General features: G+C 55.9%; 33 protein-coding genes. 1 reads left to right on the top strand and 32 read right to left on the bottom strand.

All coding sequences use genetic code 11. The annotated features are described in order from the left end of the window. Entirely contained in the window at positions 1–1398 is a 1398-nt protein-coding gene (locus AC07VO_RS17745) for an MFS transporter (protein WP_019650831.1), read from the bottom strand. Positions 1399–1589: 191 nt separating this feature from the next. Between AC07VO_RS17745 and uvrA the strand changes: the two genes are divergently transcribed. Continuing rightward, complete coding sequence (gene uvrA, locus AC07VO_RS17740) at positions 1590–4424, top strand: excinuclease ABC subunit UvrA (protein WP_018925658.1); 2835 nt, start codon at positions 1590–1592, stop codon at positions 4422–4424. Positions 4425–4496: 72 nt separating this feature from the next. On the opposite strand, the gene bfr is transcribed toward uvrA, so the two are convergent. The 31 genes from bfr to tuf form a co-directional block, all read right to left on the bottom strand. After that, positions 4497–4961 (bottom strand): bacterioferritin, encoded by a 465-nt coding sequence (gene bfr / locus AC07VO_RS17735; RefSeq protein ID WP_018925657.1) that lies wholly within the window; start codon positions 4959–4961, stop codon positions 4497–4499. A gap of 150 nt (positions 4962–5111) precedes the next feature. Then, on the bottom strand, positions 5112–6566 hold the full coding sequence (locus AC07VO_RS17730; protein WP_086945158.1) for a catalase: 1455 nt from the start codon (positions 6564–6566) through the stop codon (positions 5112–5114). A gap of 238 nt (positions 6567–6804) precedes the next feature. Then, on the bottom strand, positions 6805–7191 hold the full coding sequence (gene rplQ, locus AC07VO_RS17725; RefSeq protein ID WP_007924175.1) for a 50S ribosomal protein L17: 387 nt from the start codon (positions 7189–7191) through the stop codon (positions 6805–6807). A 42-nt stretch (positions 7192–7233) separates the two neighbouring features. Continuing rightward, complete coding sequence (locus tag AC07VO_RS17720; RefSeq protein WP_003186012.1) at positions 7234–8235, bottom strand: DNA-directed RNA polymerase subunit alpha; 1002 nt, start codon at positions 8233–8235, stop codon at positions 7234–7236. 22 nt (positions 8236–8257) lie between these two features. Next, positions 8258–8878: a 30S ribosomal protein S4 gene (rpsD, locus tag AC07VO_RS17715; RefSeq protein ID WP_003176404.1), complete on the bottom strand. Its 621-nt coding sequence runs from the start codon at positions 8876–8878 to the stop codon at positions 8258–8260. A gap of 18 nt (positions 8879–8896) precedes the next feature. After that, positions 8897–9286 (bottom strand): 30S ribosomal protein S11, encoded by a 390-nt coding sequence (gene rpsK, locus AC07VO_RS17710; RefSeq protein ID WP_002555466.1) that lies wholly within the window; start codon positions 9284–9286, stop codon positions 8897–8899. Positions 9287–9316: 30 nt separating this feature from the next. Further along, complete coding sequence (gene rpsM, locus AC07VO_RS17705) at positions 9317–9673, bottom strand: 30S ribosomal protein S13 (protein WP_003186020.1); 357 nt, start codon at positions 9671–9673, stop codon at positions 9317–9319. Positions 9674–9803: 130 nt separating this feature from the next. Beyond that, positions 9804–9920, bottom strand: a complete 117-nt coding sequence (gene rpmJ / locus AC07VO_RS17700) for a 50S ribosomal protein L36 (protein WP_002555468.1) — start codon at positions 9918–9920, stop codon at positions 9804–9806. Positions 9921–9947: 27 nt separating this feature from the next. Next, positions 9948–11276, bottom strand: a complete 1329-nt coding sequence (gene secY, locus AC07VO_RS17695) for a preprotein translocase subunit SecY (protein ID WP_003228718.1) — start codon at positions 11274–11276, stop codon at positions 9948–9950. Continuing rightward, positions 11277–11714 (bottom strand): 50S ribosomal protein L15, encoded by a 438-nt coding sequence (gene rplO, locus AC07VO_RS17690; protein ID WP_003228720.1) that lies wholly within the window; start codon positions 11712–11714, stop codon positions 11277–11279. Positions 11715–11717: 3 nt separating this feature from the next. Beyond that, on the bottom strand, positions 11718–11894 hold the full coding sequence (gene rpmD, locus AC07VO_RS17685; RefSeq protein WP_003176408.1) for a 50S ribosomal protein L30: 177 nt from the start codon (positions 11892–11894) through the stop codon (positions 11718–11720). Between the two features lie 2 nt (positions 11895–11896). Continuing rightward, positions 11897–12397 (bottom strand): 30S ribosomal protein S5, encoded by a 501-nt coding sequence (rpsE, locus tag AC07VO_RS17680; RefSeq protein ID WP_003186035.1) that lies wholly within the window; start codon positions 12395–12397, stop codon positions 11897–11899. Between the two features lie 3 nt (positions 12398–12400). Next, positions 12401–12751, bottom strand: a complete 351-nt coding sequence (rplR, locus tag AC07VO_RS17675; RefSeq protein WP_003186037.1) for a 50S ribosomal protein L18 — start codon at positions 12749–12751, stop codon at positions 12401–12403. 10 nt (positions 12752–12761) lie between these two features. Then, positions 12762–13295, bottom strand: a complete 534-nt coding sequence (gene rplF / locus AC07VO_RS17670) for a 50S ribosomal protein L6 (protein ID WP_003176412.1) — start codon at positions 13293–13295, stop codon at positions 12762–12764. Between the two features lie 12 nt (positions 13296–13307). Beyond that, a complete protein-coding gene (rpsH, locus tag AC07VO_RS17665) occupies positions 13308–13700 on the bottom strand; it encodes a 30S ribosomal protein S8 (protein WP_003186040.1) in 393 nt (130 codons plus the stop codon). A gap of 209 nt (positions 13701–13909) precedes the next feature. Further along, complete coding sequence (gene rpsN, locus AC07VO_RS17660) at positions 13910–14215, bottom strand: 30S ribosomal protein S14 (RefSeq protein ID WP_003176414.1); 306 nt, start codon at positions 14213–14215, stop codon at positions 13910–13912. 13 nt (positions 14216–14228) lie between these two features. Next, positions 14229–14768, bottom strand: coding sequence for a 50S ribosomal protein L5 (gene rplE / locus AC07VO_RS17655; RefSeq protein ID WP_003210069.1), 540 nt, complete (start codon positions 14766–14768; stop codon positions 14229–14231). Positions 14769–14788: 20 nt separating this feature from the next. Next, positions 14789–15103 carry a 50S ribosomal protein L24 gene (gene rplX, locus AC07VO_RS17650; protein ID WP_007896770.1) on the bottom strand — a complete coding sequence of 105 codons (315 nt, stop codon included), beginning with the start codon at positions 15101–15103 and terminating at the stop codon, positions 14789–14791. An 11-nt stretch (positions 15104–15114) separates the two neighbouring features. Next, positions 15115–15483 (bottom strand): 50S ribosomal protein L14, encoded by a 369-nt coding sequence (gene rplN / locus AC07VO_RS17645; protein ID WP_002555479.1) that lies wholly within the window; start codon positions 15481–15483, stop codon positions 15115–15117. A 23-nt stretch (positions 15484–15506) separates the two neighbouring features. Continuing rightward, positions 15507–15773 (bottom strand): 30S ribosomal protein S17, encoded by a 267-nt coding sequence (gene rpsQ, locus AC07VO_RS17640; RefSeq protein ID WP_003176419.1) that lies wholly within the window; start codon positions 15771–15773, stop codon positions 15507–15509. A gap of 2 nt (positions 15774–15775) precedes the next feature. Continuing rightward, complete coding sequence (gene rpmC, locus AC07VO_RS17635; protein ID WP_002555481.1) at positions 15776–15967, bottom strand: 50S ribosomal protein L29; 192 nt, start codon at positions 15965–15967, stop codon at positions 15776–15778. Continuing rightward, positions 15967–16380, bottom strand: coding sequence for a 50S ribosomal protein L16 (gene rplP / locus AC07VO_RS17630; RefSeq protein WP_003228729.1), 414 nt, complete (start codon positions 16378–16380; stop codon positions 15967–15969). Before rplP ends, rpmC begins: the two co-directional genes overlap by 1 nt. Before the next feature lie 12 nt (positions 16381–16392). Beyond that, positions 16393–17079 carry a 30S ribosomal protein S3 gene (rpsC, locus tag AC07VO_RS17625; RefSeq protein WP_003176422.1) on the bottom strand — a complete coding sequence of 229 codons (687 nt, stop codon included), beginning with the start codon at positions 17077–17079 and terminating at the stop codon, positions 16393–16395. A gap of 13 nt (positions 17080–17092) precedes the next feature. Then, the gene (gene rplV, locus AC07VO_RS17620; RefSeq protein ID WP_003103908.1) at positions 17093–17425 is read right to left on the bottom strand and encodes a 50S ribosomal protein L22; all 333 of its coding nucleotides are present in this window, start codon (positions 17423–17425) and stop codon (positions 17093–17095) included. An 11-nt stretch (positions 17426–17436) separates the two neighbouring features. Further along, a complete protein-coding gene (rpsS, locus tag AC07VO_RS17615; RefSeq protein WP_002555486.1) occupies positions 17437–17712 on the bottom strand; it encodes a 30S ribosomal protein S19 in 276 nt (91 codons plus the stop codon). Between the two features lie 16 nt (positions 17713–17728). Next, a complete protein-coding gene (gene rplB, locus AC07VO_RS17610; RefSeq protein WP_003186055.1) occupies positions 17729–18553 on the bottom strand; it encodes a 50S ribosomal protein L2 in 825 nt (274 codons plus the stop codon). Positions 18554–18567: 14 nt separating this feature from the next. Further along, a complete protein-coding gene (gene rplW / locus AC07VO_RS17605; RefSeq protein ID WP_002555488.1) occupies positions 18568–18867 on the bottom strand; it encodes a 50S ribosomal protein L23 in 300 nt (99 codons plus the stop codon). Next, positions 18864–19466, bottom strand: a complete 603-nt coding sequence (gene rplD, locus AC07VO_RS17600) for a 50S ribosomal protein L4 (RefSeq protein ID WP_003228735.1) — start codon at positions 19464–19466, stop codon at positions 18864–18866. The genes rplW and rplD overlap by 4 nt, the downstream gene beginning before the upstream one ends. 12 nt (positions 19467–19478) lie before the next feature. Next, positions 19479–20114, bottom strand: coding sequence for a 50S ribosomal protein L3 (gene rplC, locus AC07VO_RS17595; RefSeq protein ID WP_003186059.1), 636 nt, complete (start codon positions 20112–20114; stop codon positions 19479–19481). A gap of 80 nt (positions 20115–20194) precedes the next feature. Beyond that, positions 20195–20506 (bottom strand): 30S ribosomal protein S10, encoded by a 312-nt coding sequence (gene rpsJ, locus AC07VO_RS17590; RefSeq protein WP_003186070.1) that lies wholly within the window; start codon positions 20504–20506, stop codon positions 20195–20197. A gap of 158 nt (positions 20507–20664) precedes the next feature. Then, entirely contained in the window at positions 20665–21858 is a 1194-nt protein-coding gene (tuf, locus tag AC07VO_RS17585) for an elongation factor Tu (RefSeq protein ID WP_007933700.1), read from the bottom strand. Positions 21859–21874 lie beyond the last annotated feature (16 nt).

The raw sequence follows: 21874 nt of genomic DNA, 5'->3' as shown, positions 1-21874 counted from the left end.
CTAGGCTACGCACGCTGCCTCGGCCGGGTTGTTCACCAGGCGCTCAAGGGTCGTGCGATCCAATAGTTCTGTGTCCAATTTGATGTAAATCGCCGCTTCATCAGCAACGATCACCGCATCTGTTACCCCTACGACGGCCTTCAGGCGCTCAACCAGACCCGCTTCGCGGATCGCCTCGGGCGACAACGGCAAGCGCAGGCTCGTGACGTAAGGTGGTTCACGCATGGTAACAGCAAAGGCCAGCCAAAGTGCAGCCAGCCCGGCACATCCCAGGAACACAACCGACAAACCGCCGTGCTGAAACAGCCAGCCGCCGAGGATCCCGCCCAGTGCCGAACCGAGGAACTGACTGGTGGAATAAACCCCCATCGCCGTGCCTTTGCCGCCTGCCGGTGAAACCTTGCTGATCAGCGACGGCAAGGACGCTTCCAGCAGATTGAACGCGGTGAAAAACACCACCGTGCCGATTACCAGAGCCCGCAAGCTGTCGCCGAACTGCCAGAAGAATAGCTCAGTGAGCATCAGCGTCAGCACCGCGCCCAATAAAACTCGTTTCATTTTGCGTTTCTTCTCGCCGTAGATAATGAACGGGATCATGGCGAAGAAGGAAATCAGCAGCGCAGCGAGGTACACCCACCAGTGCTGCTCCTTGGGCAAACCGGCTTTTTCGACCAGCGCCAGGGGCAATGCAACGAAGCTCGACATCAACATCGCGTGCAACACAAAAATGCCCAGGTCCAGGCGCAGCAGGTCCGGGTGCTTGAGCGTCGGGATCAGTGCCTGACGCGCGACACCGGACTCGCGGTGCTGCAATGGCCCGGTGGCGCGCGGCACCATGAACATCACGATGACGATACCGAGCAGCGCCATGCCGCCGGTGGCGAAGAATAGCCCCGAGAGGCCGAAGGCACGGGTCAGCAATGGCCCTACCACCATGGCAATCGCGAACGACAGACCGATCGTCATGCCGATCATGGCCATGGCTTTGGTCCGATGCTGTTCCCGGGTCAGGTCCGACAGCAATGCCATGACCGCCGCAGAAATCGCCCCGGCGCCCTGCAGGATGCGTCCGGCGATGACGCCCCAGATCGAATCGGCATTGGCCGCCAGCACGCTGCCCAGGGCGAAGACGATCAGCCCCAGGTAAATCACCGGGCGACGACCGATGCGGTCGGAAATGAAGCCAAAGGGAATCTGAAAAATCGCCTGGGTCAGGCCGTAAGCGCCAATCGCCAACCCGATGAGGGCCGGGGTCGCGCCTGCCAGGTCCATCCCATAGGTCGCCAGCACCGGCAACACCATGAACATGCCAAGCATACGGAAGGCGAACACCAGGGCCAGACCGCTTGCTGCGCGGGTCTCACTGCCACTCATGCGTTCGCTGTGGGGATCGTGCATGGAAAAACCTCATCTGAACCGGCGGCGATTCTACCAGTCCCATCGATTGACGGGGTATATAGCGACGCTATGACGCGCGCAGATGACGCAATCTTCATGCAAGGTTGCGCGCCCCTCATTTGATAGTGTGCATCCATCCAGTATTTGGCCGTATACTCCTACGTTTTCGACGCCCGCCGAGCGAGGCCACTTTGGACAAGATCCTGATTCGTGGGGCCCGAACCCACAACCTGAAGAACATCGACCTGACCCTGCCACGGGACAAACTGATCGTCATCACCGGCCTGTCCGGATCCGGCAAGTCGTCCCTGGCCTTCGACACGCTGTACGCCGAAGGCCAGCGCCGCTATGTCGAATCGCTGTCGGCCTACGCCCGGCAATTCCTGTCGATGATGGAAAAGCCTGACGTCGACACCATCGAAGGTCTGTCGCCAGCGATCTCCATCGAACAGAAGTCGACCTCGCACAACCCGCGCTCGACGGTTGGCACCATTACCGAAATCTACGATTACCTGCGCCTGCTCTACGCTCGCGTCGGTATTCCGCGCTGCCCGGACCACGACATTCCGCTGGAAGCCCAGACCGTCAGCCAGATGGTCGACCTGGTGCTGGCGCAACCGGAAGGCAGCAAACTGATGCTGTTGGCTCCGGTAATCCGCGAGCGCAAGGGCGAACACCTCTCGGTCTTCGAAGAACTGCGCGCCCAGGGCTTTGTGCGGGCCCGGGTCAACGGCAAGCTCTGTGAGCTGGACGAGTTGCCGAAGCTGGATAAACAGAAGAAGCACTCGATCGACGTCGTGGTCGACCGCTTCAAGGTCCGCGCCGATCTGCAACAGCGCCTGGCCGAATCGTTCGAGACCGCGCTGAAACTGGCGGACGGCATCGCTCTGGTGGCGCCAATGGACGACGAGCCCGGCGAAGAAATCATCTTCTCCGCACGCTTCGCCTGCCCGATCTGTGGCCACGCCATCAGCGAGCTGGAACCCAAGCTGTTTTCCTTCAACAACCCGGCCGGCGCCTGCCCGACCTGCGATGGCCTGGGGGTTAAACAGTTCTTCGACACCAAACGATTGGTGAACGGTGAACTGACCCTGGCCGAAGGCGCGATCCGCGGCTGGGACCGGCGCAACGTCTATTACTTCCAGATGCTTGGCTCGCTGGCCGCCCACTACAAGTTCAGCCTCGAAGTGCCGTTCAACGAACTGCCGGCCGATCAACAGAAATTCATCCTGCACGGCAGTGGCTCGCAGAACGTCGACTTCAAGTACCTGAACGACCGCGGCGATATCGTCAAACGCTCGCACCCGTTCGAAGGCATCGTGCCGAACCTGGAACGCCGCTACCGCGAAACCGAATCGGCTTCAGTCCGCGAAGAACTGGCCAAATTCCTCAGCACCCAGCCTTGCCCGGATTGCCGTGGCACCCGTCTGCGTCGCGAGGCGCGACACGTGTGGGTTGGCGAGAAGACCTTGCCGGCGGTGACCAACTTGCCGATCGGCGATGCCTGCGAATACTTCGGCGTGCTGAAGCTGACCGGCCGCCGTGGCGAAATTGCCGACAAGATCCTCAAGGAAATCCGCGAACGCCTGCAGTTTCTGGTCAACGTAGGCCTGGACTATCTGTCACTGGATCGCAGTGCCGACACGCTGTCCGGCGGTGAGGCCCAGCGCATTCGCCTGGCCAGTCAGATTGGCGCCGGCCTGGTGGGGGTTCTGTACATCCTCGATGAACCGTCAATTGGCCTGCACCAGCGAGACAATGACCGATTGCTCGGCACCCTCAAGCACCTGCGTGACATAGGCAACACGGTCATCGTGGTCGAGCACGACGAAGACGCGATTCGTCTGGCTGACTATGTGGTGGACATTGGCCCGGGCGCAGGTGTGCACGGTGGACATATCGTTGCCGAAGGTACGCCGGACGAAGTCATGGCTCACCCTGATTCGCTGACCGGCAAGTATTTGTCGGGCCGGGTGAAGATCGCCGTTCCAGCCAAACGCACACCCCGTAACAAGAAGCTATCGCTGTCCCTCAAGGGTGCTCGCGGTAACAATTTGCGCAATGTCGATCTGGAGATTCCAATCGGCCTGCTGACCTGCGTGACCGGCGTGTCCGGCTCGGGCAAATCGACGCTGATCAACAACACGTTGTTTCCCTTGAGCGCTACCGCACTCAACGGGGCAACGACCCTGGAAGCGGCGGCTCACGACAGCATCAAGGGCCTTGAGCACCTGGATAAAGTCGTCGACATCGATCAGAGCCCGATCGGTCGCACACCGCGCTCCAACCCGGCGACCTACACCGGCTTGTTCACGCCAATTCGCGAGTTGTTCGCCGGCGTACCGGAATCGCGCTCCCGCGGTTACGGGCCGGGGCGTTTCTCCTTCAACGTGAAGGGCGGACGCTGTGAAGCCTGCCAGGGCGATGGCCTGATCAAAGTGGAGATGCACTTCCTGCCGGACATCTATGTCCCGTGCGACGTCTGCAAGAGCAAGCGCTACAACCGCGAAACCCTTGAGATCAAATACAAGGGCAAGAGCATCCACGAAACCCTCGAGATGACCATCGAGGAAGCCCGGGTGTTCTTCGACGCAGTTCCGGCCTTGGCGCGCAAGCTTCAGACGCTGATGGACGTAGGCCTTTCGTACATCAAGCTGGGACAATCGGCGACGACGCTGTCGGGCGGTGAAGCCCAGCGGGTGAAACTGTCCCGCGAGCTGTCCAAGCGCGATACCGGCAAGACCCTGTATATCCTCGATGAGCCAACTACCGGCCTGCACTTTGCGGATATCCAGCAACTGCTCGATGTTTTGCATCGCTTGCGCGACCATGGCAATACCGTGGTGGTGATCGAACACAACCTGGATGTGATCAAGACCGCCGACTGGTTGGTGGACCTGGGGCCGGAAGGCGGCTCCAAGGGCGGCCAGATTATTGCCGTCGGCACGCCGGAAGACGTGTCCGAGATGAAGCAGTCTCACACTGGCTACTACCTCAAACCACTGCTGGCTCGCGACAAGGCCTGAATCAGGCCCATGAAAAAGCCCCTGTCACTTTGTCGGTGACAGGGGCTTTTTTGTGCGTCGTCGGCCTAAAAATCAGAACTGCGATTGCAGGTAATTCTCCAATCCGATCAACTTGATCAAACCCAGCTGTTTCTCCAGCCAATAGGTGTGATCTTCCTCGGTGTCGTTCAGCTGAATGCGCAAGATCTCGCGGGTGACATAGTCCTTGTGCCGCTCGCAAAGCTCGATGCCTTTGCACAGAGCTGCACGAACTTTATATTCCAGACGCAGGTCAGCGGCGAGCATGTCCGGCACGGTGGTGCCGACATCGAGATCGTCCGGACGCATGCGCGGCGTACCTTCGAGCATCAGGATCCGACGCATCAGCGCATCAGCGTGCTGAGCCTCTTCTTCCATCTCGTGGTTGATACGTTCGTAGAGCTCGGTGAACCCCCAGTCCTCGTACATCCGCGAATGGATGAAATATTGATCACGCGCTGCCAGTTCGCCTGTCAGCAACGTGTTGAGGTAATCGATTACGTCTGGGTGACCTTGCATCGCCCTACATCTCCCTGCTTGAAAGTCTGTAGTTTGAACCAACCTGACCTGAAGGTCACTCGCCCGCCGCAATAAAAGCGAAGATATTCTGAGAAAATGGGTTCAAATAACGCAAAAAACCGCCCTAATGAGGGCGGTTCTGCTTATCGTTTAGACTTCGTTAAGCTGTACGCCCAACGCCTTCGCGATGCCTTCTCCATAAGCCGGATCGGCCTTGAAGAAATGCTGTAGCTGACGATCAACCACGTCGCCGGAAACCCCAGCCATTGCACCGGCAATGTTGTTGATCAGCAGCGCTTTCTGCTCATCGTTCATCAGACGGAACAGCGCACCCGCGTGACTGTAGTAGTCGGTATCTTCGCGATGATCGTAACGGTCAGCCGCGCCGCTCAAGGCCAAGGCAGGTTCTGCGTAGTGCGGTGCCTGTTTCGGTGATTCAACGTAGCTGTTCGGCTCGTAGTTCGGCACCGCACCGCCATTACTGCCAAACGCCATCGAACCATCGCGCTGGTAAGTGTTGACCGGACTGCGAGGTGCATTCACTGGCAGCTGCTGGTGATTGGTGCCCACACGGTACCGGTGGGCATCCGCGTAAGCGAACACACGCCCCTGCAGCATGCGGTCAGGTGACAGGCCGACGCCTGGGACCATGTTGCTCGGACCGAACGCGGCCTGCTCGACTTCAGCGAAGTAGTTCAGCGGATTGCGGTTGAGCTCAAGCTCGCCCACTTCGATCAACGGGAACTCTTTCTGCGACCAGGTCTTGGTCACGTCAAACGGGTTCTCATAGTGAGTCGAGGCCTGAGCCTCGGTCATGATCTGAATGTTGACACTCCATTTCGGGAAGTCACCGCGCTCAATGGCGCCGAACAGGTCACGTTGTGCGTAATCCGGATCGGTGCCGGCCAGGCGCGCCGCTTCTGCCGGAGCGAGGTTCTTGATCCCTTGCTTGGTTTTATAGTGCCACTTCACCCAGTGACGCTCGCCATTGGCGTTGATCAAGCTGTAGGTGTGGCTGCCGAAGCCGTGCATGTGACGGTAACCGTCAGGGATGCCGCGATCCGAAAACAGGATAGTGACCTGGTGCAGCGCCTCAGGCGAATGCGACCAGAAATCCCACATCATCTGCGCGCTTTTCAGGTTGCTTTGCGGCAGACGCTTCTGGGTGTGGATAAAGTCAGGGAATTTCAGCGGATCACGGATGAAGAACACCGGCGTGTTGTTGCCGACGATGTCCCAGTTGCCTTCCTCGGTGTAGAACTTCAGGGCAAAACCACGTGGATCACGCTCGGTGTCAGCCGAGCCGCGCTCGCCACCCACGGTGGAGAATCGCAGGAAGGTCGGGGTTTGTTTGCCGACAGACTCAAACAGCTTGGCACTGGTGTATTGAGTGATATCGCGAGTCACAGTGAACGTGCCGTAAGCACCCGAGCCTTTGGCGTGTACGCGACGCTCCGGGATGTTTTCACGGTTGAAGTGGGCAAGCTTCTCGATCAGGTGGAAATCGTCGAGCAGCAGAGGGCCACGAGGGCCGGCGGAGCGGGAATTCTGGTTGTCGGCGACAGGAGCGCCACTGGCGGTCGTAAGTGTTTTGTTTTGGCTCATGCGATCTCTTCCTCTGTCAGTCTTGAACTGCCGGCTAAATCGGCTTGGTGGGAAGTATTGATCATCAACATGACAGTCACAAATTCATTAATTTGCAGACATCAATAGAAAATTACTAATGATCAACCCAAGCATATAGTGCCTATAGGGAAGGGTTTGAAGCTTGTACGCAGAGCGCATTTCTTGCAGGCACAAAAAACCGGGCACTAGGCCCGGTTCTTTGTTTCAGACTGACGTCTTACTCAGCGGATACAGCTTCACCGCCGACAGCACGATCAACCAACTCGACGTACGCCATAGGCGCGTTGTCGCCAGCGCGGAAACCGCACTTGAGGATGCGCAGGTAGCCACCCTCACGGGTAGCGTAACGCTTGCCCAGGTCGTTGAAGAGCTTACCAACGATAGCTTTCGAACGAGTACGGTCGAAAGCCAGACGGCGGTTAGCCAGGCTGTCTGTCTTGGCCAAAGTGATCAGCGGCTCAGCAACGCGGCGCAGTTCTTTGGCTTTTGGCAGTGTAGTTTTGATCAGCTCGTGCTCGAACAGCGACACCGCCATGTTTTGAAACATGGCCTTGCGGTGCGAGCTGGTGCGGCTCAGGTGACGACCACTTTTACGATGACGCATGGTTCATTCCTTACCAAACACAACGTTCGGTGATTACGACGATCAGGCAGTCGCCTTGTCGTCCTTCTTAAGACTTGCAGGCGGCCAGTTGTCGAGGCGCATGCCGAGGGACAGACCGCGGGAGGCCAGAACGTCCTTGATTTCAGTCAAGGATTTCTTGCCAAGGTTCGGAGTCTTCAACAGCTCTACTTCGGTACGCTGAATCAGGTCGCCGATGTAGTAGATGTTTTCCGCCTTAAGGCAGTTAGCCGAACGTACAGTCAGTTCCAGATCGTCAACCGGGCGAAGCAGGATCGGATCGATCTCGTCTTCCTGCTCGACAACCACTGGCTCACTGTCACCTTTGAGATCGACGAACGCAGCCAACTGCTGTTGCAGAATGGTTGCAGCACGGCGGATAGCCTCTTCAGGATCCAGGGTACCGTTGGTTTCCAGATCAATAACCAGCTTGTCCAGGTTAGTACGCTGTTCGACACGGGCGTTTTCCACCACGTATGCGATACGGCGAACCGGGCTGAACGAAGAGTCAAGCTGCAAGCGACCGATGCTGCGGCTTTCGTCTTCATCGCTCTGACGCGAGTCTGCCGGTTCATAACCACGACCACGAGCTACGGTGAGCTTCATGTTCAGGGCGCCGTTAGACGCCAGGTTAGCGATTACGTGATCGGGGTTAACGATCTCGACATCATGATCCAGCTGAATATCGGCAGCGGTAACCACCCCCGAACCCTTCTTCGACAAGGTCAGCGTAACTTCGTCTCGACCGTGCAGCTTGATAGCCAGACCTTTAAGGTTCAACAGGATTTCAATTACGTCTTCCTGTACACCTTCGATGGCGCTGTACTCGTGGAGCACACCGTCAATCTCGGCCTCGACTACTGCACAGCCGGGCATTGAGGACAACAGGATGCGGCGCAGCGCGTTGCCCAGGGTGTGGCCAAAACCACGCTCGAGAGGCTCGAGTGTGATCTTGGCGCGGGTTGGACTGACAACCTGCACATCAATATGGCGGGGTGTCAGGAACTCATTTACCGAAATCTGCATGGATGCACCTATTTTCTAGCCCTTACTTGGAGTAGAGCTCGACAATCAGGCTTTCGTTGATGTCGGCGGACAGATCACTGCGAGCAGGAACGTTCTTGAAAACGCCCGACTTCTTCTCAGTGTCTACTTCTACCCATTCTACGCGGCCACGTTGGGCACACAGATCGAGAGCTTGGACAATGCGAAGTTGGTTCTTTGCTTTCTCGCGAACTGCGACCACGTCACCAGCACGAACCTGGTAGGACGGAACGTTTACGGTCTGACCGTTAACGCTGATCGACTTGTGCGATACCAGCTGACGGGATTCGGCACGAGTAGAGCCAAAACCCATACGGTATACAACGTTGTCCAGACGGCATTCGAGCAGTTGCAACAGGTTTTCGCCAGTTGCGCCTTTCTTGCCAGCAGCTTCTTTGTAGTAGCCGCTGAATTGACGCTCGAGAACGCCGTAGATACGACGGACCTTCTGCTTTTCACGCAGTTGGGTGCCGTAGTCGGACTGGCGACCGCGGCGTTGGCCGTGGATACCAGGTGCTGCTTCGATGTTGCACTTCGATTCGATCGCGCGCACGCCGCTCTTCAGAAAGAGATCGGTGCCTTCGCGACGAGCGAGTTTGCATTTTGGACCAATGTAACGAGCCATTCTTTACAATCTCCTGGATTACACGCGGCGCTTCTTCGGCGGACGGCACCCGTTGTGCGGGATTGGCGTCACGTCGGTGATGCTGGCGATCTTGTAGCCACAGCCGTTCAAAGCGCGGACTGCGGATTCACGACCTGGACCTGGACCTTTGACGTTAACGTCGAGGTTTTTCAGGCCGTATTCCAGCGCAGCTTGACCAGCACGTTCAGCAGCTACTTGAGCAGCGAACGGGGTGGACTTGCGGGAACCGCGGAAACCCGAACCACCGGAGGTAGCCCAGGAAAGAGCGTTACCTTGACGGTCGGTGATGGTCACGATGGTGTTGTTAAAAGAAGCATGGATGTGGGCGATGCCATCAACCACTGTCTTTTTAACTTTTTTACGAGGACGAGCAGCAGGTTTTGCCATGATTAATTTCCTGTCGATTCGCTGGGGCGATTACTTGCGGATCGGCTTACGCGGACCTTTACGGGTACGCGCGTTGGTCTTGGTACGCTGACCGCGTACTGGCAGACCACGACGATGACGCAGACCGCGATAGCAACCGAGGTCCATCAAACGCTTGATTTTCATGTTGATTTCGCGACGCAGGTCACCTTCAGTGGTGAACTTCGCCACTTCGCCACGCAGCTGTTCAATCTGCTCGTCGCTCAGATCTTTGATCTTTGCCGCTGGGTTTACCCCAGTCACTGCACAAATTTTCTGTGCAGTAGTGCGACCAACACCATAGATGTAGGTCAGCGAGATAACAGTATGCTTGTTATCTGGAATGTTAACGCCTGCAATACGGGCCATTCAGTGGGACTCCAATTGACAGCTACCTACGCCCCGGAAGCCAAGAAATAGGGCGCGAGATAATATCGCTGTAATAACAAATAATCAACCCGGCAGCGCACTAGCTGCCGGGCTTGAAGCACAATCACACTCAGCCTTGGCGCTGTTTGTGACGCGGTTCCGCGCTGCAAATTACTCGAACAACACCTTCGCGGCGAATAATCTTGCAGTTACGGCACAGCTTTTTCACCGATGCACGAACTTTCATCACCAACTCCTCGAACCTTATGGGTACTCAGCGCAACATGCCGCTGCCGTAACCCTTCAGGTTGGCTTTCTTCATCAGGGATTCGTACTGGTGCGAAACGAGGTGCGATTGTACTTGGGACATGAAGTCCATCACAACCACGACCACGATCAGCAACGAGGTCCCGCCAAGGTAGAACGGTACGTTTGCTGCAACCACCAGGAACTGGGGCAACAGGCAGACGGCCGTCATGTAAAGAGCACCGAACATGGTCAAGCGAGTCAGAACGCCATCAATGTAGCGCGCAGACTGCTCACCTGGACGGATGCCCGGAATAAAGGCACCGGACTTCTTCAGGTTTTCCGCTACGTCTTTCGGATTGAACATCAACGCCGTATAGAAGAAGCAGAAGAAAATAATCCCTGCACTAAACAGCAGAATATTCAACGGCTGACCAGGAGCGATCGACTGCGAGATGTCCTGCAACCAGCCCATACCTTCAGACTGACCGAACCAGGCACCCAACGAAGCCGGGAACAGCAAAATGCTGCTCGCGAAAATAGCCGGAATAACACCGGCCATGTTCACCTTCAGCGGCAAGTGGCTAGTTTGAGCAGCGAAGACCTTACGGCCCTGCTGACGCTTGGCGTAGTGAACAGCAATACGACGCTGGCCACGCTCAATGAACACCACGAAACCGATAATCGCTACTGCCAGCAAACCGATGGCAACCAGGGCGAAGATGTTGATATCACCCTGACGTGCAGACTCGAAAGACTGCCCGATCGCTCTCGGAAGACCGGCGACGATACCCGAAAAAATCAACATCGAGATACCGTTGCCAACACCACGCTCAGTAATCTGCTCACCCAGCCACATCATGAACATCGCACCAGCCACAAAAGTGGATACCGCGACGAAATGGAAGCCAAAGTCACCAGTGAACGCAACGCCCTGCCCCGCCAGACCAATGGACATGCCAATAGCCTGGACGAGAGCGAGGACGACAGTGCCGTAGCGGGTGTACTGGCTGATCTTGCGACGGCCAGCTTCACCTTCCTTCTTCAACTGTTCCAGCTGCGGGCTGACGGCGGTCATCAGTTGCATGATGATCGATGCCGAAATGTACGGCATGATCCCCAGTGCAAAGATACTCATCCGCTCCAGCGCGCCGCCGGAAAACATGTTGAACAAGCTAAGAATGGTCCCCTCATTCTGTCGAAACAGGTCCGCGAGTCGGTCCGGGTTGATACCTGGAACCGGGATGTGTGCGCCTATTCGGTAGACGATAATCGCCAGGAACAGAAAACGCAGACGAGCCCAGAGTTCAGACATACCGCCTTTGCCGAGCGCAGAGAGAGCACCTTGCTTAGCCATTTATTCCTCGAACTTGCCGCCAGCTGCTTCGATAGCCGCACGCGCACCTTTGGTGGCGCCGATTCCCTTTCCGATGGTGACAGCGCGAGTAACTTCGCCGGACAGCATGATTTTCACACGCTGAACGTTGACGTTGATCACGTTGGCATCTTTCAGGGACTGCACGGTGACGATGTCGCCTTCCACTTTAGCCAGCTCGGACAGACGCACTTCTGCGCGGTCCATGGCTTTCAGGGAAACGAAACCAAACTTCGGCAGGCGACGATGCAGCGGCTGTTGACCGCCTTCAAAGCCTGGAGCAATGGTGCCACCGGAGCGGGAGGTTTGACCTTTGTGACCACGGCCACCAGTCTTACCCAAACCGCTACCGATACCACGGCCCGGACGATGCTTTTCGCGACGGGAACCCGGCGCTGGACTCAGATCATTGAGTTTCATCGATTAACCCTCGACACGCAGCATGTAGTAAGCCTTGTTGATCATCCCGCGATTCTCGGGAGTATCCTGGACTTCTACAGTGTGACCGATGCGACGCAGACCCAGACCCTTAACGCACAGTTTGTGGTTAGGGATGCGGCCGGTCATGCTTTTGATCAGCGTAACTTTAACGGTAGCCATGATCAGAAGATCTCCTTGACGCTTTTGCCACGCTTGGCGGCAATGGATTCAGGAGACTGCATTGCTTTCAAACCCTTGAAAGTGGCGTGAACCACGTTTACCGGGTTAGTCGAGCCGTAGCACTTGGCCAGAACGTTCTGAACGCCAGCAACTTCGAGGACAGCACGCATAGCGCCGCCAGCGATGATACCGGTACCTTCAGAAGCAGGCTGCATGTACACCTTCGAAGCGCCGTGGGCGGACTTCATTGCGTACTGCAGAGTGGTGCCGTTCAGATCAACCTGGATCATGTTGCGGCGAGCAGCTTCCATTGCCTTCTGGATCGCAGCAGGCACTTCACGCGACTTGCCACGGCCGAAGCCAACGCGCCCTTTACCATCACCAACCACGGTCAACGCGGTGAAAGTGAAGATACGGCCGCCTTTAACGGTTTTGGCTACGCGGTTAACTTGAACCAGCTTCTCGATGTAGCCTTCGTCGCGCTTTTGGTCGTTATTTGACATAACTTAGAACTCCAGCCCAGCTTCACGAGCAGCATCAGCCAGCGCCTTGACGCGGCCGTGGTACTTGAAGCCAGAGCGGTCGAAAGCCACCTGCGAGACGCCAGCGGCTTTAGCACGCGTAGCGACCAGCTGGCCAACCTTAGTGGCCGCGTCGATGTTGCCGGTGGCACCATCACGCAGTTCTTTATCCAAAGTCGAGGCACTTGCCAGGACTTTGTTGCCGTCGGCCGAAATGACCTGGGCGTAGATGTGCTGCGACGAGCGGAACACGCAGAGACGCACGACTTCGAGTTCGTGCATTTTCAGGCGTGCTTTGCGAGCGCGACGCAGTCGAGTAACTTTTTTGTCGGTCATTTGCTATGCCCTACTTCTTCTTGGCTTCTTTACGACGGACGACTTCGTCCGCGTAGCGCACACCTTTGCCTTTGTACGGCTCTGGTGGACGGAAGTCGCGGATCTCGGCGGCCACTTGACCTACCAGCTGCTTGTCGATGCCCTTGATCAGGATATCGGTCTGGCTAGGAGTCTCAGCGGTGATGCCTTCCGGCAGTTCATAATCCACTGGGTGCGAGAAGCCAAGAGCCAGGTTCAGCACTGTGCCTTTTGCTTGCGCTTTGTAACCAACACCGACCAGCTGGAGCTTACGCTCGAAGCCTTGGCTTACGCCTTGGACCATGTTGTTTACCAACGCACGAGTGGTACCAGCCATTGCGCGAGTTTGTTGATCGCCATTGCGAGCAGCGAAACGCAGCTCACCAGCCTCTTCAACGATCTCAACGGACGAATGGATGTTCAGTTCGAGAGTGCCCTTGGCACCCTTCACCGAAAGCTGTTGGCCTGCGAATTTGACTTCGACACCGGCTGGCAGCTTAACGGGGTTCTTAGCGACGCGTGACATGCTTATCCCCCCTTAGAACACAGTGCAAAGAACTTCGCCGCCGACACCGGCAGCGCGCGCAGCACGATCCGTCATCACACCTTTGTTGGTGGAGACGATAGACACACCGAGACCGCCACGAACTTTTGGCAGATCATCGACGGACTTGTACTGACGCAGGCCTGGACGGCTAACGCGCTTCACTTCCTCGATGACCGGACGGCCTTCGAAGTACTTCAGCTCGATGGACAGCAGTGGCTTGATTTCGCTGCTGATCTGATAACCCGCAATGTAACCTTCGTCCTTCAGGACTTTGGCAACAGCTACCTTCAAAGTAGAAGATGGCATGCTTACGACGGACTTTTCAGCCATCTGGGCATTACGGATTCGAGTTAGCATGTCCGCTAACGGGTCCTGCATACTCATGGGCTAGACGCTCCTAATACACAAAAAATTAGCCTTGCGGCTACTACGTGTCGCCGAGTACATCCGCGCAAAAAAACACGGGCTCAGGCGAGCCGGGTATTCTAGACACACCCCACAAATGAATCAAGCCCCAATAGGGGCTTGATTCAAGTTCAAGGTCACCGATGGTCAGGATCTTGCGACCCCGAACACCGAGACTTCGACAGTGCTTACCAGCTGGCTTTAACCAGACCAGGTACGTCACCACGCATTGCAGCTTCACGCAGTTTGTTACGGCCAAGGCCGAACTTGCGGTAAACGCCGTGTGGACGACCGGTCAGGCGGCAGCGGTTACGCATGCGCGAAGCGCTTGCGTCACGTGGCTGCTTCTGCAGGGCTACTGTAGCTTCCCAACGCGCTTCTGGACTTGCGTTCAGATCAACGATGATAGCTTTCAGTGCTGCACGCTTTTTGGCGTACTTGGCAACCGTGAGCTGACGCTTCAGCTCGCGGTTTTTCATGCTCATCTTGGCCATTTTCCTACTCCAATCAGTTGCGGAACGGGAATTTGAAAGCACGCAACAGGGCGCGACCTTCATCATCGTTCTTGGCAGTGGTGGTCAGGGTAATGTCCAGACCGCGGAGAGCATCGATCTTGTCGTAGTCGATTTCCGGGAAGATGATCTGCTCTTTAACGCCCATGCTGTAGTTACCACGACCATCGAAGGACTTGGCATTCAGGCCGCGGAAGTCGCGAACCCGAGGCAGGGAGATCGACAGCAGACGATCCAGGAACTCGTACATACGCTCACGGCGCAGGGTCACTTTGACGCCGATCGGCCAACCTTCACGGACTTTAAAGCCAGCGATGGATTTCCGAGCGTAGGTCACAACGACTTTCTGGCCGGTGATCTTTTCCAGGTCAGCAACAGCGTGCTCGATGACTTTTTTGTCGCCGATCGCTTCGCCCAGACCCATGTTCAGGGTGATTTTGGTAACGCGCGGAACTTCCATCACGTTCGAAAGCTTAAGTTCTTCCTTAAGTTTCGGTGCGATTTCCTTCCGGTAAATCTCTTTTAGTCGTGCCATGGTCTTCTACCTAGCAGTGTTCAAGCATCAACCGCTTTTTGGGTCGACTTGAAGACACGAATTTTCTTACCGTCTTCTACTTTGAAACCAACGCGGTCAGCCTTGTTGGTTTCGCCGTTGAAGATGGCGACGTTGGAAGCGTGCAGTGGCGCTTCTTTCTCGACGATACCGCCCTGTACGCCCGACATCGGGTTAGGCTTGGTATGACGCTTGACCAGGTTCAGACCACCAACGACCAGACGGTCATCAGCAAGAACCTTCAGCACCTTACCGCGCTTACCTTTGTCTTTGCCGGCGATCACGATGATCTCGTCGTCACGACGAATCTTTTGCATGTCGGATCTCCTTACAGCACTTCTGGGGCGAGCGAGACGATCTTCATGAACTTCTCAGTACGAAGTTCACGGGTCACTGGCCCAAAGATACGGGTGCCGATCGGCTCTTGCTTGTTGTTCAGAAGAACAGCAGCGTTGCCATCAAAGCGGATAATGGAGCCATCTGCACGGCGAACGCCGTGACGAGTGCGGACTACAACAGCAGTCATCACTTGGCCTTTTTTCACCTTACCGCGAGGAATTGCTTCCTTCACGGTAACTTTGATGATGTCACCGATACCAGCGTAACGACGATGGGAGCCACCCAGCACCTTGATGCACATAACGCGGCGAGCGCCGCTGTTATCGGCCACATCGAGCATGGATTGAGTCTGAATCATATAATTTCTCCGACCCCTAGTCCTTAGACTTCCACAGCGCGTTCGAGAACATCAACCAGCGCCCAAGACTTGGTCTTGGCCAAAGGACGAGTTTCACGAATAGTGACTTTGTCGCCGATGTGGCACTGATTGGTTTCGTCGTGCGCGTGCAGCTTAGTCGAACGCTTAACGTATTTACCGTAGATCGGGTGCTTAACGCGACGCTCGATCAGAACGGTGATGGTTTTGTCCATCTTGTCGCTGACAACACGGCCAGTCAGCGTACGGACAGTTTTTTCGGCTTCAGCCATGATTACTTACCTGCCTGCTGGTTGAGCACAGTCTTCACGCGAGCGATGTCACGCTTAACTTGCGAGAGCAGATGAGACTGCCCCAACTGGCCAGTTGCTTTCTGCATACGCAGATTGAACTGGTCGCGCAGCAGGCCGAGCAGTTGCTCGTTCAGCTGCTGTGCGGATTTTTCACGAAGTTCATTCGCTTTCATCACATCACCGTCCGTTTAACAAAGGAGGTGGCGAGCGGCAGCTTTGCAGCAGCCAGGGCGAAAGCCTCACGCGCCAGCTCTTCAGAAACACCCTCGATTTCATACAGGACTTTGCCTGGCTGAATCTGGGCAACCCAGTATTCCACGTTACCCTTACCTTTACCCATCCGAACTTCGAGTGGCTTTTTGGAAATAGGCTTGTCCGGGAATACACGGATCCAGATCTTGCCGCCACGTTTAACGTGACGGGTCAGTGCACGACGCGCTGACTCGATCTGACGAGCGGTGAGACGACCACGAGCAACAGACTTCAGCGCGAACTCGCCGAAGCTGACTTTGCTACCGCGCAATGCCAGGCCACGGTTGTGACCAGTCATTTGCTTGCGGAACTTCGTACGCTTTGGTTGCAACATTTGGCGTACCCCTTACTTAGCAGCTTTTTTACGAGGCGCTGGTGCTTGTGGTTTCAGTTCTTCTTGGCGACCACCAATTACTTCGCCTTTGAAGATCCAAACCTTTACACCGATCACACCATAAGTGGTGTGAGCTTCGTAGTTGGCATAGTCGATGTCGGCACGCAGGGTGTGCAGAGGCACACGACCTTCGCGATACCATTCAGTACGTGCGATTTCAGCACCGCCGAGACGACCGCTCACTTGGATTTTGATGCCTTTGGCACCAATGCGCATGGCGTTCTGAACAGCGCGCTTCATAGCGCGACGGAACATTACGCGACGCTCCAGCTGCTGAGCTACGCTCTGCGCAACCAGCATACCGTCGAGCTCCGGCTTGCGGATCTCTTCGATATTGATGTGCACAGGCACACCCATTTGCTTGGTCAGGTCCTGACGCAGTTTCTCAACATCTTCACCTTTCTTCCCGATAACGATACCTGGACGAGCGGTGTGGATGGTGATACGTGCAGTTTGGGCCGGACGATGGATATCGATACGGCTTACGGACGCGCTTTTTAGTTTGTCTTGGAGATACTCACGCACCTTCAGATCAGCGAACAAGTAGTCCGCATAAGTCCGACCGTCTGCGTACCAGACGGAGGTGTGCTCCTTGACGATTCCCAGGCGAATGCCAATGGGATGTACTTTCTGACCCATCTCTTCGACTCCGTTACTTGTCAGCAACCTTGACAGTGATATGGCAAGACCGCTTGACGATGCGATCAGCACGGCCTTTGGCACGTGGCATGATGCGCTTCAGCGAACGCCCTTCGTTGACGAAAACGGTGCTGACCTTAAGGTCATCAACGTCTGCGCCTTCGTTATGCTCGGCGTTGGCTACGGCCGACTCCAGCACTTTCTTCATGATCTCGGCGGCTTTCTTACTGCTGAAAGCCAACAGGTTGAGCGCTTCGCCCACCTTCTTCCCGCGGATCTGGTCGGCGACCAAGCGGGCTTTCTGGGCGGAGATTCGAGCGCCCGACAACTTAGCGGCTACTTCCATTTCCTAACCCCTTAACGCTTGGCTTTCTTGTCTGCCACGTGCCCACGATATGTGCGGGTACCGGCGAACTCGCCCAGTTTGTGGCCGACCATGTCTTCGTTAACGAGAACTGGGACGTGTTGACGACCGTTGTGTACTGCGATGGTCAGACCGACCATTTGTGGCAGGATCATCGAGCGACGCGACCAGGTTTTAACTGGTTTGCGATCGTTCTTTTCCGCCGCCACTTCGATCTTCTTCAGTAGGTGAAGATCGATAAAAGGACCTTTTTTCAGAGAACGTGGCACTGTCGTATCCCTCTATTTACTTGCGACGACGGACGATCATTTTGTCGGTACGCTTATTACCACGAGTCTTCGCGCCCTTAGTCGGGAAGCCCCATGGCGATACCGGATGACGACCACCAGAGGTACGACCTTCACCACCACCATGTGGGTGGTCAACCGGGTTCATGGCAACACCACGAACGGTTGGGCGAACGCCACGCCAGCGTTTGGCACCAGCTTTACCCAGCGAACGCAGGCTGTGCTCGGAGTTCGAGACTTCGCCCAGGGTCGCGCGGCATTCAGCCAGCACTTTACGCATCTCACCAGAACGCAGACGCAGGGTCACGTAGACACCTTCACGAGCGATCAGCTGAGCCGAAGCACCAGCGGAACGAGCGATTTGCGCGCCTTTACCTGGCTTCAATTCGATGCCGTGTACGGTGCTACCAACTGGAATGTTACGCAGTTGCAGAGCGTTGCCCGGCTTGATCGGTGCCAGAGCACCTGCGATCAGCTGGTCGCCAGCACTCACGCCTTTAGGCGCGATGATGTAGCGACGCTCGCCATCTGCGTACAGCAGCAGAGCGATGTGAGCAGTACGGTTTGGATCGTATTCGATACGCTCAACAGTGGCAGCGATGCCATCTTTGTCGTTGCGACGGAAATCGACCAGACGATAATGCTGCTTATGGCCACCACCGATGTGACGAGTGGTAATACGACCATTGTTGTTACGACCACCAGACTTCGATTTTTTCTCGAGCAGCGGTGCGTGAGGAGCGCCTTTATGCAGCTCCTGGTTGACCACCTTGACCACAAAACGGCGGCCAGGGGAAGTCGGTTTGCATTTAACGATTGCCATGATGCACCCCTTCCTTACTCAGCACTGCTGCTGAAATCGAGATCTTGGCCTGGCTGAAGGGAGATAACTGCCTTCTTCCAGTCATTACGCTTGCCCAGACCGCGAGCAGTGCGCTTGCTCTTACCCAGAACATTCAGGGTAGTAACACGCTCTACTTTCACGCTGAACAGGCTTTCGACGGCCTTCTTGATTTCCAGCTTGGTTGCGTCAGTGGCAACCTTGAAAACGAACTGGCCTTTCTTGTCTGCCAGAACCGTAGCCTTCTCGGAAACGTGCGGGCCAAGCAGAACTTTAAATACGCGTTCCTGGTTCATCCCAGCAGCTCCTCGAATTTCTTCACGGCCGACACGGTGATCAACACCTTGTCGTATGCGATCAGACTAACTGGATCGGAACCTTGCACATCACGTACATCAACGTGCGGCAGGTTACGAGCAGCCAGGTACAGGTTCTGATCAACAGCGTCCGACACGATCAGAACGTCGGTCAGGCTCATGTTGTTCAGTTTGCCCAGCAGGTCTTTGGTTTTCGGCGTTTCAACAGCGAAATCCTGAACCACGACCAGACGATCAGTACGCACCAGCTCAGCAAGGATGGAACGCATTGCTGCGCGATACATCTTCTTGTTCAGCTTCTGGGAGTGATCCTGAGGACGAGCTGCGAAAGTGGTACCGCCGCCACGCCAGATTGGGCTACGGATAGTACCGGCACGAGCACGGCCAGTACCTTTCTGACGCCATGGGCGCTTACCGCCACCACGAACGTCGGAACGGGTCTTTTGCTGCTTGCTACCTTGACGGCCGCCGGCCATGTAGGCCACGACTGCTTGGTGAACCAGCGTCTCGTTGAATTCGCCGCCAAATGTCAGTTCGGAAACTTCGATCGCTTGAGCGTCATTTACATTTAATTGCATGTCAGCTTCCCCTTAACCGCGAGCCTTGGCTGCTGGACGTACAACCAAGTTGCCGCCAGTAGCGCCAGGAACAGCGCCCTTGACCAACAACAGATTGCGTTCAGCGTCCACGCGCACTACTTCGAGGGACTGCACGGTCACGCGCTCAGCGCCCATATGACCGGACATTTTTTTGCCCTTGAATACACGACCAGGAGTCTGGCACTGGCCGATAGAGCCTGGAACGCGGTGGGATACGGAGTTACCGTGGGTGTTATCTTGCCCGCGGAAATTCCAACGCTTGATCGTACCCTGGAAGCCTTTACCTTTGGACTGACCGGTTACATCAACCAGTTGACCAGCAGCGAAGATTTCAGCATTGATCAGATCGCCGGCCTGGTACTCGCCTTCTTCAAGGCGGAATTCCATCACGGTACGACCAGCGGCAACGTTCGCCTTAGCGAAGTGGCCAGCTTGCGCAGCTGTAACACGCGAAGCACGACGCTCGCCTACAGTGACTTGCACTGCACGATAGCCATCGGTCTCTTCAGTTTTGAACTGGGTGACGCGATTCGGCTCGATCTCAATGACCGTGACCGGAATGGAGACACCTTCTTCGGTGAAAATACGGGTCATACCGCATTTACGACCGACTACACCAATAGTCATGTTGTAAACCTCATGAGTGTACGGGGCTTTCACCCGCTATGGCCGCCCATTTCAGAGCGTTACACGACTAAGACCGAGTCTTAGCCGAGGCTGATCTGCACTTCCACACCGGCCGCAAGATCAAGCTTCATAAGAGCATCAACGGTTTTATCCGTTGGCTGGACGATGTCCAGAACGCGCTTATGAGTACGGATCTCGTACTGGTCACGCGCGTCTTTGTTGACGTGCGGGGAGACCAGAACGGTGAACCGCTCTTTACGGGTAGGCAGTGGAATTGGACCACGCACTTGAGCACCAGTACGTTTCGCGGTTTCCACGATTTCCTGGGTGGATTGGTCGATCAGGCGATGGTCAAAAGCCTTCAACCTGATACGGATTTGCTGATTTTGCATTGGATTTCAGACTCCGGCTGCTATTCCCACCGGGCGCAATACGCCCGTTAAAAGGAGGCGCAATTCTATAGACGCCCCCGATAGGTGTCAACCCAATAAAAAAGCCCCCGCTGAGCGGGGGCTTTTTCAAAGCATCGAAGCTATCTCAGAAGAGAAGCTTACTCGATGATTTTAGCTACAACGCCAGCACCAACGGTACGGCCGCCTTCGCGAATAGCGAAACGCAGACCGTCTTCCATTGCGATGGTTTTGATCAGGGTAACAGTCATTTGAATGTTATCGCCTGGCATTACCATTTCAACGCCTTCTGGCAGCTCGCAGTTACCAGTCACGTCAGTAGTACGGAAGTAGAACTGTGGACGGTAGCCTTTGAAGAACGGAGTGTGACGACCGCCTTCTTCTTTGCTCAGAACGTAAACTTCTGCAGTGAACTTGGTGTGCGGCTTAACGGTACCTGGCTTAACCAGAACCTGACCACGCTCCACGTCATCACGCTTGGTGCCGCGCAGCAGCACGCCGCAGTTCTCGCCAGCACGACCTTCGTCGAGCAGTTTGCGGAACATTTCAACACCGGTGCAGGTGGTGACGGTAGTGTCACGCAGACCAACGATTTCCAGTGGATCCTGAACGCGAACGATACCGCGCTCGATACGACCAGTCACAACAGTACCGCGACCCGAGATCGAGAATACGTCTTCGATTGGCATCAGGAACGGCTTGTCAGTCAGACGAACTGGTTCTGGGATGTAGCTGTCCAGAGTTTCAACCAGTTTCTTGACGGCAGTGGTGCCCATCTCGTTATCGTCCAGACCATCCAGCGCCATACGAGCGGAGCCGATGATGATTGGAGTGTCGTCGCCTGGGAAGTCGTAAGTGCTCAGCAGATCGCGCACTTCCATCTCAACCAGTTCCAGCAGCTCAGCGTCGTCTACCAGGTCAGCCTTGTTCAGGAAAACCACGATGTACGGAACGCCTACCTGACGGGACAGCAGGATGTGCTCACGGGTTTGCGGCATCGGACCATCAGCGGCCGAGCAAACCAGGATAGCGCCGTCCATTTGAGCAGCACCAGTGATCATGTTCTTCACATAGTCAGCGTGACCTGGGCAGTCAACGTGAGCGTAGTGACGGATCTTCGAGTTGTACTCAACGTGAGCGGTGTTGATGGTGATACCGCGAGCTTTCTCTTCTGGTGCGCTGTCGATCTTGTCGAAGTCAACACGAGCCGAACCGAAAACTTCGGAGCAGACGCGAGTCAGAGCAGCGGTCAGAGTGGTTTTACCGTGGTCAACGTGACCGATAGTGCCAACGTTGACGTGCGGTAGGGAACGATCAAATTTTTCTTTAGCCACGACAATTAACTCCTTG

The sequence above is a fragment of the Pseudomonas sp. GW821-FHT03E01 genome (genome assembly GCF_059420765.1).
This window is presented reverse-complemented; position numbering and strand designations above follow the sequence as displayed.

Excerpts from the sequence above, each read along its gene's own strand:
- rplQ (WP_007924175.1), bottom strand. The coding sequence starts at position 7,191 with ATGCGTCATCGTAAAAGTGGTCGTCACCTGAGCCGCACCAGCTCGCAC.
- AC07VO_RS17745 (WP_019650831.1), bottom strand. The coding sequence starts at position 1,398 with ATGCACGATCCCCACAGCGAACGCATGAGTGGCAGTGAGACCCGCGCA.
- rplR (WP_003186037.1), bottom strand. The coding sequence starts at position 12,751 with ATGACCGACAAAAAAGTTACTCGACTGCGTCGCGCTCGCAAAGCACGC.
- rpmD (WP_003176408.1), bottom strand. The coding sequence starts at position 11,894 with ATGGCTACCGTTAAAGTTACGCTGATCAAAAGCATGACCGGCCGCATC.
- rplX (WP_007896770.1), bottom strand. The coding sequence starts at position 15,103 with ATGCAAAAGATTCGTCGTGACGACGAGATCATCGTGATCGCCGGCAAA.
- rpsN (WP_003176414.1), bottom strand. The coding sequence starts at position 14,215 with ATGGCCAAGATGAGCATGAAAAACCGCGAGCTGAAGCGTCAGCTCACG.
- rplF (WP_003176412.1), bottom strand. The coding sequence starts at position 13,295 with ATGTCACGCGTCGCTAAGAACCCCGTTAAGCTGCCAGCCGGTGTCGAA.
- rpmC (WP_002555481.1), bottom strand. The coding sequence starts at position 15,967 with ATGAAAGCGAATGAACTTCGTGAAAAATCCGCACAGCAGCTGAACGAG.
- rpsQ (WP_003176419.1), bottom strand. The coding sequence starts at position 15,773 with ATGGCTGAAGCCGAAAAAACTGTCCGTACGCTGACTGGCCGTGTTGTC.
- rplW (WP_002555488.1), bottom strand. The coding sequence starts at position 18,867 with ATGAACCAGGAACGCGTATTTAAAGTTCTGCTTGGCCCGCACGTTTCC.
- rpsM (WP_003186020.1), bottom strand. The coding sequence starts at position 9,673 with ATGGCCCGTATTGCAGGCGTTAACATTCCAGATAACAAGCATACTGTT.
- secY (WP_003228718.1), bottom strand. The coding sequence starts at position 11,276 with ATGGCTAAGCAAGGTGCTCTCTCTGCGCTCGGCAAAGGCGGTATGTCT.
- rplO (WP_003228720.1), bottom strand. The coding sequence starts at position 11,714 with ATGAAACTCAATGATCTGAGTCCAGCGCCGGGTTCCCGTCGCGAAAAG.
- rplC (WP_003186059.1), bottom strand. The coding sequence starts at position 20,114 with ATGACTATTGGTGTAGTCGGTCGTAAATGCGGTATGACCCGTATTTTC.
- AC07VO_RS17730 (WP_086945158.1), bottom strand. The coding sequence starts at position 6,566 with ATGAGCCAAAACAAAACACTTACGACCGCCAGTGGCGCTCCTGTCGCC.
- rpsE (WP_003186035.1), bottom strand. The coding sequence starts at position 12,397 with ATGTCAAATAACGACCAAAAGCGCGACGAAGGCTACATCGAGAAGCTG.
- rplE (WP_003210069.1), bottom strand. The coding sequence starts at position 14,768 with ATGGCACGACTAAAAGAGATTTACCGGAAGGAAATCGCACCGAAACTT.
- rpsH (WP_003186040.1), bottom strand. The coding sequence starts at position 13,700 with ATGAGTATGCAGGACCCGTTAGCGGACATGCTAACTCGAATCCGTAAT.
- rpsJ (WP_003186070.1), bottom strand. The coding sequence starts at position 20,506 with ATGCAAAATCAGCAAATCCGTATCAGGTTGAAGGCTTTTGACCATCGC.
- rpsD (WP_003176404.1), bottom strand. The coding sequence starts at position 8,878 with ATGGCTCGTTACATTGGTCCAAAATGCAAACTCGCTCGTCGCGAAGGC.
- rplD (WP_003228735.1), bottom strand. The coding sequence starts at position 19,466 with ATGCAATTAAATGTAAATGACGCTCAAGCGATCGAAGTTTCCGAACTG.
- AC07VO_RS17720 (WP_003186012.1), bottom strand. The coding sequence starts at position 8,235 with ATGCAGATTTCGGTAAATGAGTTCCTGACACCCCGCCATATTGATGTG.
- rpmJ (WP_002555468.1), bottom strand. The coding sequence starts at position 9,920 with ATGAAAGTTCGTGCATCGGTGAAAAAGCTGTGCCGTAACTGCAAGATT.
- rplV (WP_003103908.1), bottom strand. The coding sequence starts at position 17,425 with ATGGAAGTAGCCGCTAAGTTGTCGGGCGCTCGAATCTCCGCCCAGAAA.
- rpsK (WP_002555466.1), bottom strand. The coding sequence starts at position 9,286 with ATGGCAAAACCTGCTGCTCGTCCTCGTAAAAAAGTTAAAAAGACAGTG.
- rplN (WP_002555479.1), bottom strand. The coding sequence starts at position 15,483 with ATGATTCAGACTCAATCCATGCTCGATGTGGCCGATAACAGCGGCGCT.
- rplP (WP_003228729.1), bottom strand. The coding sequence starts at position 16,380 with ATGTTGCAACCAAAGCGTACGAAGTTCCGCAAGCAAATGACTGGTCAC.
- bfr (WP_018925657.1), bottom strand. The coding sequence starts at position 4,961 with ATGCAAGGTCACCCAGACGTAATCGATTACCTCAACACGTTGCTGACA.
- rpsC (WP_003176422.1), bottom strand. The coding sequence starts at position 17,079 with ATGGGTCAGAAAGTACATCCCATTGGCATTCGCCTGGGAATCGTCAAG.
- rplB (WP_003186055.1), bottom strand. The coding sequence starts at position 18,553 with ATGGCAATCGTTAAATGCAAACCGACTTCCCCTGGCCGCCGTTTTGTG.